The sequence below is a fragment of the Maridesulfovibrio zosterae DSM 11974 genome (assembly GCF_000425265.1).
Lineage (GTDB): Bacteria > Desulfobacterota > Desulfovibrionia > Desulfovibrionales > Desulfovibrionaceae > Maridesulfovibrio > Maridesulfovibrio zosterae.
Genome location: NZ_AUDC01000001.1, coordinates 1 through 18,564 on the forward strand (window position 1 = coordinate 1; position 18,564 = coordinate 18,564).

General features: G+C 40.7%; 16 protein-coding genes. 10 read left to right on the plus strand and 6 right to left on the minus strand.

The features are described 5' to 3' along the window. The 4 genes from H589_RS0100005 to H589_RS0100020 form a co-directional block, all read left to right on the plus strand. Positions 1-1,029: IS481 family transposase (locus tag H589_RS0100005; protein ID WP_027720132.1), on the plus strand; the 1,029-nt coding region annotated here is incomplete at its 5' end. A gap of 104 nt (positions 1,030-1,133) precedes the next feature. Next, positions 1,134-1,475: an MBL fold metallo-hydrolase gene (locus H589_RS18770; protein WP_169433091.1), complete on the plus strand. Its 342-nt coding sequence runs from the start codon at positions 1,134-1,136 to the stop codon at positions 1,473-1,475. 549 nt (positions 1,476-2,024) lie between these two features. Next, a complete protein-coding gene (locus tag H589_RS0100015) occupies positions 2,025-3,167 on the plus strand; it encodes a rhamnosyltransferase WsaF family glycosyltransferase (protein ID WP_169433092.1) in 1,143 nt (380 codons plus the stop codon). A 112-nt stretch (positions 3,168-3,279) separates the two neighbouring features. After that, the gene (locus tag H589_RS0100020; protein ID WP_027720134.1) at positions 3,280-3,624 is read left to right on the plus strand and encodes a winged helix-turn-helix domain-containing protein; all 345 of its coding nucleotides are present in this window, start codon (positions 3,280-3,282) and stop codon (positions 3,622-3,624) included. Positions 3,625-3,683: 59 nt separating this feature from the next. Here the strand turns inward: H589_RS0100020 and H589_RS0100025 are convergent, their stop codons facing one another. Beyond that, positions 3,684-3,866, minus strand: coding sequence for a zinc ribbon domain-containing protein (locus tag H589_RS0100025; protein ID WP_027720135.1), 183 nt, complete (start codon positions 3,864-3,866; stop codon positions 3,684-3,686). A 391-nt stretch (positions 3,867-4,257) separates the two neighbouring features. Between H589_RS0100025 and H589_RS0100030 the strand changes: the two genes are divergently transcribed. The 5 genes from H589_RS0100030 (at position 4,258) to H589_RS0100055 (ending at position 13,633) form a co-directional block, all read left to right on the plus strand. Beyond that, entirely contained in the window at positions 4,258-6,576 is a 2,319-nt protein-coding gene (locus H589_RS0100030; protein WP_027720136.1) for a methyl-accepting chemotaxis protein, read from the plus strand. A gap of 175 nt (positions 6,577-6,751) precedes the next feature. After that, entirely contained in the window at positions 6,752-8,605 is a 1,854-nt protein-coding gene (locus tag H589_RS18775) for an aminotransferase class I/II-fold pyridoxal phosphate-dependent enzyme (protein WP_051249539.1), read from the plus strand. 89 nt (positions 8,606-8,694) lie between these two features. After that, entirely contained in the window at positions 8,695-9,411 is a 717-nt protein-coding gene (locus H589_RS0100040; RefSeq protein WP_027720137.1) for a class I SAM-dependent methyltransferase, read from the plus strand. A gap of 17 nt (positions 9,412-9,428) precedes the next feature. After that, positions 9,429-12,092, plus strand: a complete 2,664-nt coding sequence (locus H589_RS0100045) for a sulfatase-like hydrolase/transferase (protein ID WP_027720138.1) — start codon at positions 9,429-9,431, stop codon at positions 12,090-12,092. Positions 12,093-12,364: 272 nt separating this feature from the next. Then, the gene (locus H589_RS0100055) at positions 12,365-13,633 is read left to right on the plus strand and encodes a hypothetical protein (RefSeq protein ID WP_027720139.1); all 1,269 of its coding nucleotides are present in this window, start codon (positions 12,365-12,367) and stop codon (positions 13,631-13,633) included. 295 nt (positions 13,634-13,928) lie between these two features. Here H589_RS0100055 and H589_RS0100060 read toward each other — a convergent pair whose 3' ends face one another. The 4 genes from H589_RS0100060 to H589_RS0100075 form a co-directional block, all read right to left on the minus strand. After that, positions 13,929-14,702, minus strand: coding sequence for an SAM-dependent methyltransferase (locus tag H589_RS0100060; RefSeq protein WP_027720140.1), 774 nt, complete (start codon positions 14,700-14,702; stop codon positions 13,929-13,931). Between the two features lie 302 nt (positions 14,703-15,004). Further along, positions 15,005-15,562, minus strand: coding sequence for a BON domain-containing protein (locus H589_RS0100065; protein WP_027720141.1), 558 nt, complete (start codon positions 15,560-15,562; stop codon positions 15,005-15,007). 162 nt (positions 15,563-15,724) lie between these two features. Further along, a complete protein-coding gene (locus H589_RS0100070) occupies positions 15,725-16,090 on the minus strand; it encodes a cupin domain-containing protein (RefSeq protein ID WP_027720142.1) in 366 nt (121 codons plus the stop codon). Positions 16,091-16,145: 55 nt separating this feature from the next. Continuing rightward, positions 16,146-16,775, minus strand: a complete 630-nt coding sequence (locus H589_RS0100075; RefSeq protein WP_051249540.1) for a LysE family translocator — start codon at positions 16,773-16,775, stop codon at positions 16,146-16,148. A 108-nt stretch (positions 16,776-16,883) separates the two neighbouring features. Here H589_RS0100075 and H589_RS18780 point away from each other — a divergent pair, with 108 nt between their 5' ends. After that, complete coding sequence (locus tag H589_RS18780) at positions 16,884-17,753, plus strand: LysR substrate-binding domain-containing protein (protein WP_051249541.1); 870 nt, start codon at positions 16,884-16,886, stop codon at positions 17,751-17,753. 15 nt (positions 17,754-17,768) lie between these two features. Here H589_RS18780 and H589_RS0100085 read toward each other — a convergent pair whose 3' ends face one another. Next, positions 17,769-18,548: a substrate-binding periplasmic protein gene (locus H589_RS0100085; RefSeq protein ID WP_027720144.1), complete on the minus strand. Its 780-nt coding sequence runs from the start codon at positions 18,546-18,548 to the stop codon at positions 17,769-17,771. Positions 18,549-18,564: the final 16 nt, after the last annotated feature.

Genomic DNA, 18,564 nt, shown 5'->3' on the forward strand with positions numbered 1-18,564 from the left:
AATCAAAACATCATAAAACACAAGATTGGTCTGTTAAATCTGGCTGAAGAGCTTGGTAATGTTTCGAGAGCTTGCAAGTTGATGGGCTTTTCTCGTGACACTTTTTATCGGTATCAGTCAGCCAAGGAAGAAGGCGGAGTCGAAGCTCTTTTTGATAAATCACGTCGTAAGCCAAACCTAAAAAATAGAGTTGATCAGGCTATCGAAGACGCAGTCTTTGTTTACGCAAATGACTTTCCTGCTCATGGACAAACAAGAGCCAGTAACGAGCTAAGAAAATTAGGTGTTTTTGTCTCGCCGTCCGGCATTAGATCTATTTGGCTGCGGCACGGTCTTCATAATTTCAAGCTCCGCCTGAAGGCTTTGGAAAAGATTTCAGCAGAGCAAGGAATTGTCCTTACCGAAGCGCAGGTTCAAGCTCTGGAACGGAAAAAGGATGACGACATTGCTTGCGGGGAAATCGAAACAGCCCATCCTGGCTATCTTGGCAGCCAAGATACCTTTTATGTCGGTACGATAAAGGGAGTTGGTCGGATCTACCAACAAACTTTTGTAGACACCTACTCCAAGTGGGCAGCAGCAAAGCTCTACACTACCAAAACACCTATCACTGCCGCTGACATGCTTAATGATAAGGTTGTTCCCTTTTTTGCTGAACAGGATATGGGTATTTTGCGTATTCTCACCGATAGAGGCACAGAGTATTGCGGCAATTTAGAAACACATGATTACCAGTTGTTTCTTGGTGTTTGTGGCATTGAGCACACAAAAACAAAAGTACGCCATCCACAAACAAACGGGATCTGCGAACGTTTCCACAAAACAATTCTTGATGAGTTTTACAAGGTCACGTTCAGACGTAAGATTTACTCTTCACTGGAAGATTTGCAAGAAGACCTCGATATCTGGATAGATGAATACAACACGCAACGTTCTCATCAAGGGAAAATGTGTTGCGGTCGAACACCATTAGCAACTATGATGGAGGCCAAACCACTTTGGGATGAGAAGGTCCAAAGTTTAGACTAAACTGACAATTGCAGCTCCATCAAAAAGGCTGGCTGTCAGATCAAGTATGAACCACTACAACTAAATTTACTTTTTATATAACACCCGGTCATACGAAAAATTGTTTGTCCATAGAATTTATGGTCAAAAATTTGGGGAAACCGTTTCGGGCGTTTATGTTCGGTGGGCATAGTCCTGCAAAAAAAGATGCTGACTTAGCTAATGCCTTCATTGATAGTATTAGAAGAATAAGAAAGTTAGCTTCGGTTGAACCAAAAGTTAGTGTAAATCTGGCAAATCACCCACATAAAAATAAGTTATTTGAAAAAAAAGAGATGGGTAAAGGGAGCGGGGCTATTAATTATTTCATAGATAGTAAGAATTTTTTTGATTTTTTAGATATGCAAGAGGGCATAGGGTTAAAAAAAATTGAAGAGTTACGTGCAAATGCCACCAAAACTGATTAGCAACGTTAAAACCGCAAGCATCAGAAGTTTGGAGGAATAATTGAGCTGCTGATCTACAGAATCTACGGAAAAATCAATCCACTGCATCCCTCCAAAAAACAAGATCCAGCAATACACCAAAATTAAAGGATAACCTAAAACATAAAAATAGCGATCCAGATTACCGAACATGACATACTTTTAATCTTCTCAATTGTAGTAGCCGGTTATCAGGTTCTGTTTTGAGAACATGCTCGCAACTTTTTCAGGGTTGTTGATGGATACAACAATTCATCTATATTATACATAGTTTCTAATCTCGCACCACAGATTCTATTCCTGTTGGGGCATCATGCGTACAAGAAAAGCCATACCCTTTACAGACATGCCGCAAAAATTATTTATCTTCCAGAAATCGAATATAGGCAGAGAAACGGTTTTATTTAGATCTATCTTGCAGAATAAATATATTTATCTTATTAGTTTTCTCATATGCAAGCTGATAATACCCCCATTTTATACGCACAAAGCAAATACACGAAAAGTGCTGTTTCCAGTCCGCAGCTTCGATTGCGAAAAGGAACAGGACAGACACGCTTAAATATCATCCTTCCACATTTTTTATCCAAATGGGCATTCGGCGGTGTGATCTCGGCCCTGCAAGTATCCAAATCCCTGACAGTACATTACGATTCCATCCGCTTTCTGTCTCTGAATCCTATGGCCTCACCTGAAGAAATGTTTGATTTTAAAGATTTTGTAGAGAACCCTTCGGAGAAAATTATCCAGTGGGATACGGTGTATGGATCGGAGCCATTGGAAACCACTCCGGATGATGTGTTTTTTTGCTCTTACTGGATGAGTACCATGGTTTGGGAGGAACATGCACGTCTGATGGAGCTGGACGGGAATTCTAAAACGCCTTTTTATTACTTCATTCAGGACTATGAACCAGGTTTTTATCCTTTTGGCTACCGCTTTGCTATGAGTCAGGCCTCTTATCGTCATCATGAATATATTTGGGCCTTGTTCAATTCCCACAGTCTGGCCCAGTGGTTTGATAGTCAGTCATATCCCTTTGCCCAGCGCCATGTCGTTGTTCCCTCACTGAACCAATATCTGCGGAAGCGGCTGGATACAATTGGCTGGCGGTTGGAGAATAAGAATTCCGAAAAAATACTCATCTTTTTTTATGGCCGTCCGGAACAGCCGAGGAACTGTTTTGGAGCTATTCTGGAAGGGCTCGATATCTTTTTCAATGAACTGACTCCTGATGAGCGTTCACAGTTCTACATCATCAGTGCCGGTCAGGAACATGAGGACATCATCCTTTCGTCCGGTGTGCTCATAAAAAGCATGGGAAAACTTTCCATGGACAAGTATGCGTCCTACCTCGAATTTTCTCATATAGGCATCTCATTCATGGTGTCCCCGCATCCATCCTATCCACCTTTGGAAATGGCTTCTTTCGGTCTTTATACCATCACCAATGACTTCGGTCCCAAGAATATTTCCGCAAGTCATCCTAACATCAAAGCCCTGCCCAGCCCGAGCCCTGCATTACTGGCTGCGGAACTCCACAAGGCCGCCCGCTGGGCATCCAAGCGCAAAAGTGCTGTTCAAAAAGCGGTCCTCCCGAGCTGTCTCAGTCCACTTGCATGGGAAGAGAATGTCCGTACATTGGATATCGCGCCGATCTATCCTGTCAAATAGCATCGGATATGCTAGCAAGAATTGGTAACGTTCATATGTGAATCTTTCTTGACATATTTTAGAGATGTGAATTATATATTTATACTCTAAATAACCAAAGAAGGTGTAGTAAATGCATGTTCCAAAATTTTATGAATTAATGACTCCTGTTCTAAGAGCAATTGAATCCTTAGGAGGCGAAGCTCAACTCGCTCAAGTTGCTGATGAAGTGATTAAAATTTTGTGTCCGTCAGAAAATACACACTGCTGCCTGATGAAACCTAAGGGTGATCATTCAACAACCATTAACTATTTGGTCCACCACGCATGCAAATATCTGTGCTGCTACGGAGTTGTTGAGAAAAAAGATGATCAATTCTTATGTCTTACCGACAAATATGAAACTGGAATGACGGTTGATTACTCTGATATTCTTCAAGAAGCACAAAGCCGATTGGTCAGCAAAGCCCTTGGTTAACCTGCCAAAATAGCGGATTATAAAAGTCTGTATTCCAACCGTTCAGTTTCTGCATCTTACTATATTAAATATTTAACCAGCCATACAATTCCAGCTACGATGGCGGTTAAAAACACTACTATTACAATATTCCCCACAATCTTTTTTCGTCCTTCACTTCGGTCAATGGGAGTGCCGCAGTTGCTGCATACTTTATCCTGTTTTTCGACTTGATGTTCACAGACAATACATTTTTCTTGCATGATTATTATCCTTTACGGGTATGTAATTACTTTGGTCGTGGATTTCAATTGAGCAGATACAACATAATTTTTTAAATATCACCAGTTATTAGTCCTACTATATCAGTATTTCCGGTCGCCAACAACACTGGCTTATCTATTCTGATAAATTTTAAAAGTAAGTTTGATGTCTCTGTAGACCATAGCATCCTGATCCGGGTAATTCTGTGTAAATAAAATAGTTTTCAGTCTGCTTTAAATTAACATATTTTATCTTTTATATTGGTGTGTTGGTTTTGTATTAACTGAATTGGCGAAGGTTATTCGGAGTAAGTTAATTTCCCGTTATTGACATTTTATACTCTTTTATACATAAGCACTCACTATTAGAAATTAAATTTGGGAGTTTTGTATGATTAAATCTATATCATCTGCTATTTCTGCAACAGCGGCATTTTTAGTCGTTGCGTCAATCGGTGGAATTGTATTTCTTGTCGTTTCAATGACCAATAGTTCCGTTATGGAAATTGAGAAGCGTAACATGACACAAATGGGCAATCAGCTTGCTGACAATGCTGATATGTATGCCCTAGATATTAAACACACTTTGCAGGCATTAGCATCTGATTCTGATTTTCAAAAAGCCCTGACTGATGACTCTAATCTTGATGTTGCACAAGATAAAATAAAAAAAATGATTGCTCCATTTCCCAGTTACAATGCTCTGTACTGTTTTGATAGCAAAGGTGTCATCAGGGTCGGTATTAAACAGGATGGAGCCTCATTGATAGGTCTGGATCTGGCAAAACGAAAATATGTGAAAGATATCTTTAAAGGGAAGGAAAGTGTTTTTTCTGATATTATTAAAAGTCGTTCTGGCGGTGAAACCATACTTGCCGTTGCAGTCCCAATAAAAGATGATTCGGGGAAGATTGTCGGGGGAATGGCTGCGGGAATTGACTGGGATATATTTTCTCATGAACTTCTATCTAAAGTTACTATCAATAAATCAGGCTATCCTCTTATTGTCGATGGTCGGGGACGCATAATTGCCCATAAACTTAGTAAGGAATTTATTCTGAAGGATTATTCCAGTCAGAGTTTTGTACGCGAAGCCAGCTCTAAGAAGAATGGTTTTGTTCATTATGAATGGGACGGAGCAGACAAAATGCTCTACTTCCAGCATGTAAAAGAAACCGGTTGGATTATATTCCTTACAGTAAATAAATCTGAGATTGAAAGCACTGCGACACAGTTGCGTAATGTTATTGTCGCTGTTGGTTTTGTTGTTGCCTTAATTTTTATCATTTCTCTTGTTCTAAGTGTCCGCAGTATGATTCTTAAACCGATTCAGAATATAAGACTATTTACCAGCCGGATTGCAGACGGTGATTTTTCAGCTGAGCTTAATGGAAAGTTTAAGTATGAAATAGAAGAATTAGCTGGTGATATCTCACAGACTGTGTCTGTACTTAAAAATAAGCTTGGATTTTCCAATGGAGTTTTGAAAGGGATCACATCTCCATTTGTTGTTGTTGACGTGGATGAGACGATTGTCATGTGCAACAAGGCTCTGGTTGATTTTGTCGGTGAAAAGACTTCGGTAGATTCTTTTATAGGTAAAAAATTAGGCGCACTTGTTTATAATGATCCTAGTAAAAAAACTCTAAGTGCTAAAGCAATGAGTGAAGGAGCACCTATTCTTAATGTCAGAGCTAATCTTGAAGATCGCAATGGAGTAATGAAAACGGGCTTTTTCTCTGCTTCTCCGCTATTTGATCTCGATAACAATCTGATCGGGGCTTTCAGCACGGTGAATGACATAACAGAAGTTTACCAGCAGCAGGAAGAAATTAAAGCTCAGGCTGAAAAAGTTGAAGTAGCTGCGAAACAGGCCAACGGGATTGCGACTCAAGTCTCCTCTGCGGCAGCTGAACTTTTTGCTCAGATAGAGGAATCAACCTCCGGCGCTAATACTCAGCGTAATCTGACATCAGAAGCTGCTGCGGCTATGGAGCAGATGAGTGCCTCTGTAGTTGAGGTTGCCCGCAGTGCTGAACATGCGGCTGAACTTGCCGATGAATCACGTGAACGGGCATTGAGTGGAAAAGATGTTGTTGCCAAAGTTATTTCCATGATGGATCAGGTTCGTGAAAAGACCAGTATTTTGAGTCAGGACATGACCTCACTCGGGAAGCATGCAGATGGAATTGGCTCTATCATGACAGTGATCAGTGATATTGCAGACCAGACCAATCTATTGGCCCTGAATGCTGCAATTGAAGCAGCCCGTGCCGGTGATGCCGGTCGCGGCTTTGCTGTTGTCGCAGATGAAGTTCGTAAATTAGCCGAAAAAACTGTGCATGCTACTAACGAGGTCGGCGGCTATATAAAATCAATTCAAGATGCCACCGGCAAAAGTGTGATAAATACAGAGCAGACAACTGAGGTAGTAGAGCAGGCTTCTGATTTTGCTGCCCAGTCCGGTGAGGCTTTGCAGGAAATTGTGTCTATGGTCAGGGAAACAACAGATCAGGTAAGATCTATTGCAACAGCATCTGAAGAGCAGTCTGCCGTGAGTGCACAGATTGCCCAGTCCGCTGAACAGGTTAACAGTATTGCTGTTGAAACAGCTTCAACTATGGAACAGTCTTCAAATGCTGTTGCCGATTTGTCTAGACTCGCTGATGAATTAGAAGAATTAATGTCATCGATGATACAGAAGTCGTAATTATTAAAGTTCGTTTAAAAAAAGGGTTAACCCGCATAGCGGGTTAACCCTTTTTTTTGCGTTTTATGAGGGTATTTTCATGCACTACCAAAGATTTTAAAGCTTATTTTCATATTTAGGAATAAATTTTGCTTAATTATGCGGCATATGTCATTTGATTAACACGGAGGATATTATGCAGGTAATTATACTCGCCGCGGGGAGGGGACAAAGATTAAGTCCAATTACAGACACAGTTCCTAAACCTTTGGTTGAGGTAAACGGTACTCCGCTTATTATAAATGCACTTGAAATTCTATCTGATCATCCTGTTGAAAGATTCATTATTGTCGAAGGTTATGAATCAAAGCAGCTTCGAGCTTCTCTTGGTGACAATTATAATGGAATAGAGATTATATATGTCACAAATGATGATTGGGATAAGACCAACAATATTCATTCTCTATGGCTGACCCGTGATTTATGGGACAGAGACACCGTTCTTTTAGAATGCGATATCTTTTTCGATGCCGGACTTATTAATTTTTTACTTACGGAGCCTTTTGAAAACTCTGTACTGGTAGACCGGTTTCAGCCTCATATGGATGGTACTACTGTCGAGCTTTCCGCGGATAAAAAAAATATCACCAGGCTTATTCCCGGTAAAGATCAAGATGCTAATTTTAACATCACTGATAAGTATAAAACCGTTAATATTTATACCTTTACCCATGAATTTTTACAAAATATTTTTAGACCAACCATTGATCTTTATGTAAAGATCAATGGGCAAAATGAGTATTATGAACTGGTTCTTGGAGTGATTGTTTTTATGGGGAATAAAGATCTGGTTGCGAAAGTATGCCATCCGCACCGCTGGTTTGAAATAGATGATTTTACCGATTTGCAGCGGGCTGAAGCTTATTTGAATGACGATTACTCATTGCTACAGAAAATCCGTAAGAAATATGGCGGTTACTGGCGTTATGATTTCATTGATTTTGAATATCTATACAATCCATATTTCCCTAATCAAAATTTATACAATGAGCTGCGTCTGAACCTGACAGATCTTTTAGGCAACTATCCTTCTGGGCAGATGGAGATCAATCACAGCCTTGCAAACTGGGCAAGAATTGATGAGTCTATGCTTGCTGTAGCCAACGGCGGATCAGAATTGATTGAATATTTGCGGCGCAGTTTTAAAAAAGTGACTTTACTATTGCCCTCATTTGACGAGTATGCACGCAATATTGACGCCGAACAGATTCACTATATTGAGCCGAATCCACAGACATTAGCACATACACCGAAGAATATCGTAAAAGAAACAAAAGCAAGCGGATCTAATGCTCTGGTTATTATCAACCCAAGTAACCCCGCAGGCACAAAATTTAATGCCTCAGAATTACACTATATATTTGGAGAATTGCGTTCTCTGGATATGATTATTTTAGATGAATCTTTTGCTGATTTCATAAGCACCGGCAGAGACATATCATTTTTAGATGAGCTGTCAGAATATCCTAATCTGATTATTTTAAGGAGTCTCAGTAAAGACTTAGGTGTTCCGGGGATAAGGCTGGGTTATATTGCTACTGCTGATACAAAAAGAATTAATGACGTTAGATCATCTTTGCCCATATGGCATATAAATTCTTTAGCTCAGTACTTTATTGATATTTTACCCAAATATCGGAATGATTATGCTGTTGCCCGTTCCAGGGTAATAGCTGCAAGAGATGAGATGTATGAACTTTTATGTGATATTCCTTCCATCAGAACTATCCCGTCTTTTGCTAATTACTTTTGCTGTGAACTGCCGGTGAATATTTCCTCTGAAGAAATTCAGGAACGTTTATTTATGGATTATAAATTGTTAGTAAAAGATCTTGGCAAAAAACAGGGCTTACCTAAAAACAGATACATAAGAGTCGCCGTGAAAACACCGGAAGAGAATAAATTGCTGGTCAACGCATTGGCAGAAACTTTGACAGCTGTATCAGTTAACTCGCGTGAGTATGGCCTAGAAGAATCACAATATTCATAAAACTATGTTTAATTATAGTGCTTGATTTCTAAACCGTAATTTTTTTAAGTTTATATAAAACCACACCCCTTATCTGAACAGGATTACTAATGACGGCAAAAGATAAAAATAAATGGCAGGAAGTATGGCTACGCAAGGGTGGCGAGAAAAGTTCTTATGATCTTGAGGGATTAATGAAAGCTGACGGTTTTGATACCAATACTGGCGCAATGACAGTAGAGGACTGGTTAAAAGCGTCTGCAGATATTCAGAAACATTTGCAGGTTTCACAGGGATCAAATTTACTTGAAATCGGGTGCGGGGCTGGAGCGATGCTCTGGACTATGCGTGAGTGCGGGGCCAATCTGTATGGAGTAGATTATTCTGACACCCTGATTCAAAAAGCTCGAAAAGCTATTCCTGAACTTTCAGCAGAAGTATGTGAAGCTGCCGACTTGATGTTTTCTGACAATATGTTTGAAGCAGTCTTTTCACATGGTGTTTTCTTTTATTTTGAAAACTATGACTATGCTGAACGGGCAATGAACGAAATTTTGAGGGTTCTGACCGGTAGTGGGAAAATTTTTATTCTTGATGTTCCTGATCTTGAAAAACGTGATGCCTGCGAAACTTTTCGTCGGGATGTTGTTTACGCCGGTGAAGATTATCCTACTGCTGAAGACAGTCCTTACAGACATCTTTATTATTCGAAGTCATGGTTTGAAGAGTTTGGAAAAAGAAATCGCATGAAGACTACGTTTTTTGATCAAAGTCTTCCCAGCTATCCCATGTCCCCATACAGGTTTAACGTTTTACTCGAATACTAAATACATTAGTCACAATTATGAGAGATATTAAGAAAAATATAATCTGGATTGTCATTGATACTTTACGGTCTGATATGCTGGCATCGTGTAAATCAAAAATGGCTGAGCCTAACGAGATAGACAAGGTGCTTGAACAGGGGATTTTGTTTACTGACGTTATGGCTACAGGCGGGGGGACCAGAATTTCTGCTCCATCATACTTTACATCCTTGCGCCCGGGGTTAACCGGAATGGCTCATATGGATATAGATACTTTGCGTAATCTTAATGATGATGCAATTTCAGTTACTGAGCATTTTAAAAAGCATGGATACCGGACTCTTCGCTGGGATGACAGCAGTCTTGATTCCTGCCAGCCTAAATCAGGGTTTGAAATTTTTGAATCAGGATATCCTACATTAGAGCACACCCCGTACAAGGATTACGACAATTCTTTGAGAGATGCTTTCCTTAAACGTTTGCGCATAGATGATCAGCCTTTTTTTGTTAATATTCACCTCGATTACATCCATGACTTCGGCGGATACGCAAGCAAAAACTGGTCAACAGAGCAATATCTTAACATTGTAGCCTTACAAGCCAAAGATTTTCAAAAATTATGGGATAAACTTAATCCAGGTTCAGATGATATTGTGGTCATCTCTTCCGATCATGGCTGTATTCTTGATCGTGACTATATTGAGTATGATAAAAACAAGCCATGGGATTTTTCAAATGCCAGAACTCAAGTTTTTGCATCTTTTATTGCAGACGGATTGACCCCATGTAAACGGCATAATTTGATTCGTAGTATAGATATAGCTCCGACTCTGCTTGATATGGCACTTGGAGAAGATATGCATGCGCAGGGGGTAAGTCTTACTTCTGTACTGCATGGCGGGCCAGAACTGGATTTAATTGGAATTGCCGAACGTAATGTGACGTTGGAAAAACAAAGCCTTACAGATTATACATGCCTCAGAAAAAAAAGTTGGGTGTATTTTATTAAGAACCATAAACCGTTTATGCTTTTCAACAGTGAAGATGGTGATCTGGCAGTTGATCGACTCGGCAAAGGTCTTGATGTTGAGAAAGAACTTCATCAGTATTATGAAGATGTTATAGTTAATGGTCCTCGAACTCCTACAGAATTATACCAACAAAACGGTTTATCCATTTCAGATGTACGAGGTGAGCCGGAGATCAGCATATTACTTCCGGTATTCAGCTGGTCTGATGATATTCGTTTATGTCTGGATTCATTACTTGATCAGATTCTGTTTACCGAATTAGTTTTACTGAATGCAGACTCCAGCGGTAAAGTTGCTGAAAAAATTACAGAACAATATAATGACAGGATGTACCTTCGCCATATTCAGGTCAAAGAGAAATCTTTAAATGAAATGTTGAATATCGGACTTGAAAAAGCGAAGGGGACATATTGTGTAACTGCCACCCCGTTATGCCAATATACTGAAAATTTTTGCTATTCCCTGCGTGACGAGTTTTTGAAAAATTCTGATGTAGTGCTTGCCTACGCAAATTCCAAGCGTTTAATAAGAGACAGTCGTAAAATAGAATATTTAGGAACAGATGAATGTTTCGATGAGATTCTATTTTCTCGGTTGGGGAGCGGATTTGAGCATAATTCAAACTCTGCGGAATTGTCTTTGCCTCATTTCAACGAGATCGGGGCGTGTGCTATGTTTAAAACCCAGACTATGCGCAACTCTCATGGATTTGCAGAGACTCTTGGTAGAACGTGGTATAAACTTAGCGAGAGTGGCAAAGTTAAGCATGTTCGCAAAGGGCTGACAATTTCAAAAGATCCATCAATTTTGAGACCGATTATGCCGGGACTGGAAAAACAATCAAGCATTAAGGTAAGTGTAATAGTTCCTGTTCTGGAATCCAAGGTATTACATAATTTGCCGAAAGTTATGTCTATGTTGTCAGCCCAGTGCGTTGAAAGTATGGAAGTTATTTTATTATATTCGGGAGAGAATACAGGCTTTTTAAACGCTATTGCCAAAGATTTTTCAAATCTTAAAATCAAAATCGTAAAACACTCCGGGCTACTCCATGAACTTTTAAATGCCGGTCTTTATGCATCACGGGGAGAATTTCTTTTCTGGCTGGACACTGCCGATAAACTTTTCCCAAAGTGTATTGGCCATATGATTGATTATATGGAGCAGAACAGGGACGCAAACGTTCTGCGTTGTGGCTTTCTCCTTGTTGAGCAGGGCAAGCCGGAGCAGGTTATCATTCCGTACAAATATAGCAGAGAGATGATGCAGGAAGTTTGTGATTTGCGTGGATTGCTTTATAAACGTAAACTTCATAACGAGATAGGTGTTTTTAAGTCTTCAACAGAAAATGAATTTGGATGGGATCTTTGTATTAGATTATCCTTGGTCAGTTCTTTTCAAATTATTGAAGAGCCGATGATTATAGCGTCAAGAAAACATCAATTTTTCATTAAGCCAGCCGTCAAATCATATAGTAGAATCATTCGCAGCATGATTAGTGCTATGGGTGGTGAACTGGATTTAGTAAGACTTTATGAAGAGGATTTTAGGAGACATTCTGCGGGTAAGGCCCGCTATATACTTGAAGAAGAGATGCTTATGATTTTAAAAGTTTTTAATGAGTCAGGAATAAGTATCAGAGGTCGCCTGAGAGTTCCCAAAATTTATTAATAAGTCAGAAATACATACCGTAGGTAGTCTCAGATAGTCAGATGTTTCTTTAGATCAGTATTTTTTTATTTGAAGTTCTCTTATTAATCAATGGTAATAATTCCATTTTCAAAGGAGTGCAGCCCAATATTATTATAGAATGCGGCAATGATTCTGAATATGTCATTACCCGGAAATTATCTGCTTGCCTGTCTTCTTAAGCGGGCATATAACCATTCTCCTGTTTATCCGGTATCAATTTCAAAATCTTAACTTCCGGTTGCTGATAGACCATGTTCAACACCTTACAACGATATACTGGATGGCTCATCCTTTCGACGCTGCTACTTTTTCTAGCCAGTAAACTTAACGCTTCTCTTGGTATCGCGGTTGCCGCAATGGCCTGGCTGGTAGTTATTATAGAATGGAGCAGACTTTCCGCAGGCTCTCGCAAACAGGCATGTTTTCTTCTTGGTACAGGGATAGCCGCCTTGCTGTTCTCAGCATGGCATGGAACTTTTCTTGGATGGGAAAAGGTCATGACCCAGAATTTGCAGTTACTGCCAATGTTTATAGCCGTATCCTTTTTGGCATTGACCACCCCTGCTGTTCAAGATGACAATCTGCCACGGGGAAAGCGGGCCATAATAACCACCTCAGTGGGAACTACGCTGATCGGTGCTGTCATTAATATTTCTATTCTTTTTGTTTTAGGGGATCGTCTTGAGCGTAACAATACTCTGAGCAAAGCACAGGCTATTCTGCTCGGGCGTTCATTCTGCGCAGCGGCATGGTGGTCACCGTTTTTTATTTCCGCCGGTGTTGCCCTGACTTACGCTCCGGATATGCAGTACAGCCGGACGCTTCTGCCGGGGATCATTCTTTGCGCATTTGCGCTTTGCTTCTCGATTGTAGAGGTTGCTTTTATTCGCAGAATCGAATTCACCGGTTATCCGGTGCGGGTGGAAAGCATGACCGTGCCTCTTCTACTTGCGACGGCGGTAATCACCGGTCATCATTTTTTTCCCGAAGTGGGCATGATTCTTCTGATCTGCCTTGTGGCCCCTCCAGCAGCTATTCTGCTGATGCGTAGCAGACCTAGACTGCCACATCTCCATGATTTTATCAGCAATAGAATCGTCTCTACGGTCAGCCAGTTCGTACTTTTTCTTACTGCCGGAGTGTTTTCCGTTGGCATTACCTCGCTTATTCATGTTTATCCGGAACTGTTCAATTTCACAGGGGCAACATTCTCCCACGGTCTTTTTGCTGTGGTTTCTGCTCTGTTGATCGGTATGGGGCTTATCGGTGTACACCCACTGGTTGGTATTTCCATCCTCAGCCCGCTGTTGCTGCCCCTGCATCCCGATAATTCACGGCTCGCATTTCTGTTTCTCACAAGCTGGGCTGTTTCGACCGGCAGCAGTCCGCTGTCCGGAGTGGGGCTGGTCCTGACCAGTCGATATAATGTGTCGCCACGGGCTATTTTGGCGAATAACTTCCACTATGTTATTACCATGTGGATTGTCGCAAACGTGGTTAATATACTTTATTTCAAGTAGTATTCAGATATAAATTGCGATTGTTCGGCTAATGCGATTTAAATCAGTTCGCAGTCATCTCATTACCTGCACAGTATAATTTTTAAAATTCATAAGTTACTGAATTATAGAATATTATAAACACGGAGTGCGGGATAGTGTGAAGCGTGGGGAGTGTAAATTAAAAAATGGAAGTTCGTGATAGACAACTTATAAGGAATATGGATTGTTAATTGTAATTATTAACTGCACGGTTGCGATCTCAAGAAAATAAAAAGGGACAGCAGGTATGAATCCTGCTGTCCCTCTATTTATGCTATTTAGCAGATTTCTGGGCAATTACATACCCAAAGCTGGTCCAGCGTCCGTTGTCTATTTCAAGGGTTTTCGGGTCGCCATCAGGGTCCTTTTTACAGAAAGGATCGTGTTTTGCGAATTCCGTCCACCAGGACCATGCATCTGGTGCATAGCCGCTTTCAAGAATGATGAATCCGGCGCGCTCAATGTCTGCTGTTGTGCTATTAATGTTTCTGAAACATTCCTTCCACGGAAAATCCTTTTGAGATACATACGGCTCAAGGTCTTCCGGCAAAGGTATATCATAGCACATTGGTTCGCCAAGCCCAAATACACCTTCAGGTTTGAGTACCCGGTGTATTTCTTTCAGGCAGTCTATATATCCTTCTTCGCCATTCATGCCGCGAACCATTTCGAGTGCGGTTGTAGAATAGACAAAATCAAAGGATTCGGATGCGAAGTTCGTATCCGGTACTCCTATCCGTTGCCCTAGTATCCGGTTCGACACTCCCCACAACTCCGCATTCCTGCGAAGATGTTCCACCATTGGATCTCCCTGCATACGGTCGTCCCAAGGATCTATTGCGTGGATATCTACATCATACTCTTTAGCAAGAAAACAGGTTTGAACACCTCTGTTGCAACCGACATCAAGCAGACGCGAACCGCGTCTAAGCTTCATTTTTTGAGCCATAAAATCGCTCAATCGCAACCCTCCGGGGCCGCTGCATTGCGTATATATATAGTCAAGGTCGGTGTACTTATTTGATTTTGAATAATTTATTTGCGTCATTGGATGACTCCTGCTGTTTGTTGTTCCTGGGTAGGGACTTTTGTCCTTTCAATGGTCAACAGGATGTACTCCGTCTGCCGCGCTACGAATCCATCAGCAGACGGATTACGCTACTATTCTCTTTCTCATGTATCCCTCGTAGTAAAGTTTCTTTCATGTTTTTCATCTATCAGCTGGGCCAATGTTGATAGGAAAATTTTTAGCGCATTTTGTTTTCAGCGTCAATTCCAGCCGCAGGCCTAAAAAAAGACCGGAACGCTTTCCGGTCTTTTCTGTATGAATAAGAATATTCCTGATCAGAATTATTTCTTTACCTTCAGGTAGGATTTCACTCCGCGTACTCCTTCCACAGCTTTTGCATGGGCAATGGACTTATCCAGCTGGGTCTGTGAGCCTACAAGTCCGAGCAGAATCACCTTGCACTGGACGACCTTGACTTCTACGTTGGTGGACCAGATGTCGCCGTCTCCGATGAGATCTTTTTTGACTGAGGCCAGAATCCCCAGATTATCAGTTGTTCCGCAGGTGGGATCTTCCTTTTTAGGTACAAGGTATGTGCTTACGCCCTTTACTCCTTCAACGTTTTGGGCAATGGACACAGCCTTAGTTATCTGGACAGAGTTATCATATTCACCCACAAGGTAGACATGGCTCATGAAAGTGTATGGTTCAATGGACAGCACTGAAACATCGTCGTCATCCAGATAGCGCTTCATGATTGTCGCGGAGATGGTGGCATCGGAGGTCTGCTGGCCCACACTGCGTTCATCCATGGCGCCCTTATAGATGGTGCTGCAGCCGGTAGTGGACATGACAGCCATTAATATGAGGATCAAATAGATGGCGATATGTTTGTTCATGAGCTCCTCCTTGGCCTTTGAGCCTTGGTTATTGTGTGTGGGCCTGATTTACATGGAGTACCAGTCTCATAAATATATGCCGAAATAGACGCTCTGGCAATGCGGGAGTTTTATATCGTTCTTTACATCGCACATTTTATGTAAAAATGATAAATTTTCTGCTTATATCCACTGGTCATTTGCTGCAGTGAGGTCACTGTCAGCTTCTCCGGTATTTATCACCCCGCGCGGCTCAATGATGAGTATCTGGCATTCTTCGGGTGCAAAAGGTTTATGTTCAACTCCTTTCTTAACAACAAACATTTCACCTTCTGCAATGTTTACCTTGCCATCACGGAATTCAATTTCCATTTCTCCTGAAATAACCATAAAAAGTTCATCTGTATCTTTATGGTCGTGCCATACAAAACTGCCTTTTACCTTAGCAAGTTTAAATTGGTAATCGTTCATTTCAGCAATTACTTTTGGGGACCAATGTTCTGTAAACTTAGAAAATTTATTTTTAAAGTTGATTGATTCGTATTTCATTATAGTATCTCCTTTTTTTGTATGTCTTTTGAATGTTGCATTAAAATATTTAAAACTATGAGTCTAACGCCAGTTTTGCACCAAGGGCGATCAGACAGCCGCCGATGATTTTTTCCAGCTTATGTTGGAATCTGGTAAACAATTTCATTGTGCGGGAGTCTGTTAGCACAAATACAATAAATGAAAACCATAATAAATGGGTCAATGAAATAAAAAATCCCACACCCACTTTGGCGCTTAAAGAGGTTGCAGGAGATATTACCTGCGTGAACAATGCGATGAAGAACAGCATGGTTTTCGGGTTGAGCGCATTACATAAAAATCCGTTACTAAATGCATTCCAAAAGTTGATTGAAATAGTTTCGTCATTGCTGTCTGCAGCAGCGGAATTTTCTTTCTGAGGCATGAATGCTGAGATACCCAGCCAGATTAAATAAGCTGCTCCGGCAAATTTAACAGCTTCAAGAATCCATGAGTATTCTGAAACAATGTAGCTGAGTCCAAGCAGGGTATACGTTATGTGTACCACAACGCCACTTGCAATGCCCAGAGCTGTGGCTAATCCCATTTTTCTCCCATATCGAAGTCCATTTCTGAGAATTACTGCAAAATCAGGTCCGGGACTTACGACAGCCAGCACTGTTATCATCCCAACTAAAAACGCATTTGACTCAAATAAATTCATATAAATTATCCTCCGTAGACATCAAGTATGGTATGATATAAAAGAATTTACGGGATAAAAAAAACGAAATTAAATCACATTAACTATGAAAAAAAATCACAGATAGTCATGAATAATCTTCCTCCATTAAAACCGCTCATCAGTTTCCGGGCAGCAGCCAGATATAGCAGCTTTACCAAAGCGGCACACGAGCTGAACCTGACTCATGGAGCAGTCAGCAGGGCTGTGAAACAACTTGAAGAATTCTTTGGATTTGATCTTTTTGAAAGACGCAATCGTAGACTTTTCCTTACTGAGAAAGGAAAACTTCTGGCAGAAGGCGTAGAAGAGGTGCTGGAAAAATTAAAAAATGTAAGCGAGGCAGTACGAATTCCAGAATCAAAGCGCAGACTGTCTGTATCTTGTGAACCATCTCTTGCCATGCGCTGGTTGATGCCGAAACTTGAGGATTTTCGTTTAAAACATCCGCAAATAGATATTCATTTGTCTACTGGAGGCGGCCCGATTGATCTGTCAGCAGAAGGGGTGCATCTTGCTATTCGGCGTTCTGATTTTACATGGCCGTCGTACTACCAGTGTACAACCATCGGTAAAGAGCGGATTGGTCCCGTATGCAGTCCCGGTTACTGGGAACAACATCAGCATACTCCGAAGCTCCTTCTCCATACCCGGACTCGTCCGGAAGCATGGACAGACTGGAAAATATTATCAGCTTCTCCGATTGAGACTGATTCAGAAAAATATTTTGATCATTTTTATTTCAGTCTGCAAGCGGCAATAACAGGATTTGGAATCGCAATAGGCCCTGAACCTTTGGTTTACGATGACATTAAACAGGGATTACTTATCGCACCTTACGGTTTTAAGAAGACTCAAAGTGATTACGTAATCCTTTCTCTGCACGATCCTGAAACAAACGCAGATATGAGAGTATTTGTTGACTGGATTATAGGCAAGCTTGCTCTTCCATCTATTTAATTGTGCAAATGGGGACTAGAAATTGGTCTTTCCAATTGGAATATATTTATGCACTATTGCTTCATAAGTCCCATCCTGCTTGATCTGCTTAAGAGCTTCGCTTATTTTTTCTAGATTTCCAAAATAATTTTTTCTGGAAAAGGCCAGATATGTGTCTGATTTAGAGTATATTATAGGCATACCTGTTTCTGGGCCACTGATAGGTTCTATTTTGTCCAGCAATCCATTATCCTTCAAGGATTTCATTACAGGGTAATAGTCTCCGAAAAAAATATCCAGACGTCCTGCAAGTAATTTTTTTATATTTAAATCAATGTCTTTTACCATTTCAACACATCTGAACTTATCAGATTCAATGGCATTTGTTACTTCTTTACCATAGTAGTAACCGCGGCCGATTCCAACATTAAGCATAGTTGCAGATGAAAAGTCCTTGTTAAGAAAAGTTGATGATCCTACCCGTCTGAATGCAACGACTTTTTCGGTTATAAGAACTACATCAGGATAGACCAGATATTCCGCTCTTTCTCTTGTAAGCCCTGCATTAAATATAGCGTCAGCTGTACCTTTTCTGGCCATACTTAAAGCTCTTTTCCATGGCACAATCTTTAATTTTACTCTAAATCCAGCACGTCTGGCGGCTTCTTTGACTATATCAACAAGAAAACCTTTGAGGATATCGTGCTCAAGGTATGCTTGCGGAGTATTATCAAGTGTTACAATAGTAAGCTCTCTTGCCTGCGTTATACAGGGGGATAGTAAAAGAAATATGGTAAGTACTAGGTATTTAAACATTTTTTCTCCATATAGT

Bases quoted from the DNA above. Each gene is read 5' to 3' on its own strand.
- H589_RS0100020 (WP_027720134.1), top strand. From the start codon at position 3,280: ATGCATGTTCCAAAATTTTATGAATTAATGACTCCTGTTCTAAGAGCA.
- H589_RS0100025 (WP_027720135.1), bottom strand. From the start codon at position 3,866: ATGCAAGAAAAATGTATTGTCTGTGAACATCAAGTCGAAAAACAGGAT.
- H589_RS0100030 (WP_027720136.1), top strand. From the start codon at position 4,258: ATGATTAAATCTATATCATCTGCTATTTCTGCAACAGCGGCATTTTTA.
- H589_RS18775 (WP_051249539.1), top strand. From the start codon at position 6,752: ATGCAGGTAATTATACTCGCCGCGGGGAGGGGACAAAGATTAAGTCCA.
- H589_RS0100040 (WP_027720137.1), top strand. From the start codon at position 8,695: ATGACGGCAAAAGATAAAAATAAATGGCAGGAAGTATGGCTACGCAAG.
- H589_RS0100045 (WP_027720138.1), top strand. From the start codon at position 9,429: ATGAGAGATATTAAGAAAAATATAATCTGGATTGTCATTGATACTTTA.
- H589_RS0100055 (WP_027720139.1), top strand. From the start codon at position 12,365: ATGTTCAACACCTTACAACGATATACTGGATGGCTCATCCTTTCGACG.
- H589_RS0100060 (WP_027720140.1), bottom strand. From the start codon at position 14,702: ATGACGCAAATAAATTATTCAAAATCAAATAAGTACACCGACCTTGAC.
- H589_RS0100065 (WP_027720141.1), bottom strand. From the start codon at position 15,562: ATGAACAAACATATCGCCATCTATTTGATCCTCATATTAATGGCTGTC.
- H589_RS0100070 (WP_027720142.1), bottom strand. From the start codon at position 16,090: ATGAAATACGAATCAATCAACTTTAAAAATAAATTTTCTAAGTTTACA.
- H589_RS0100075 (WP_051249540.1), bottom strand. From the start codon at position 16,775: ATGAATTTATTTGAGTCAAATGCGTTTTTAGTTGGGATGATAACAGTG.
- H589_RS18780 (WP_051249541.1), top strand. From the start codon at position 16,884: ATGAATAATCTTCCTCCATTAAAACCGCTCATCAGTTTCCGGGCAGCA.
- H589_RS0100085 (WP_027720144.1), bottom strand. From the start codon at position 18,548: ATGTTTAAATACCTAGTACTTACCATATTTCTTTTACTATCCCCCTGT.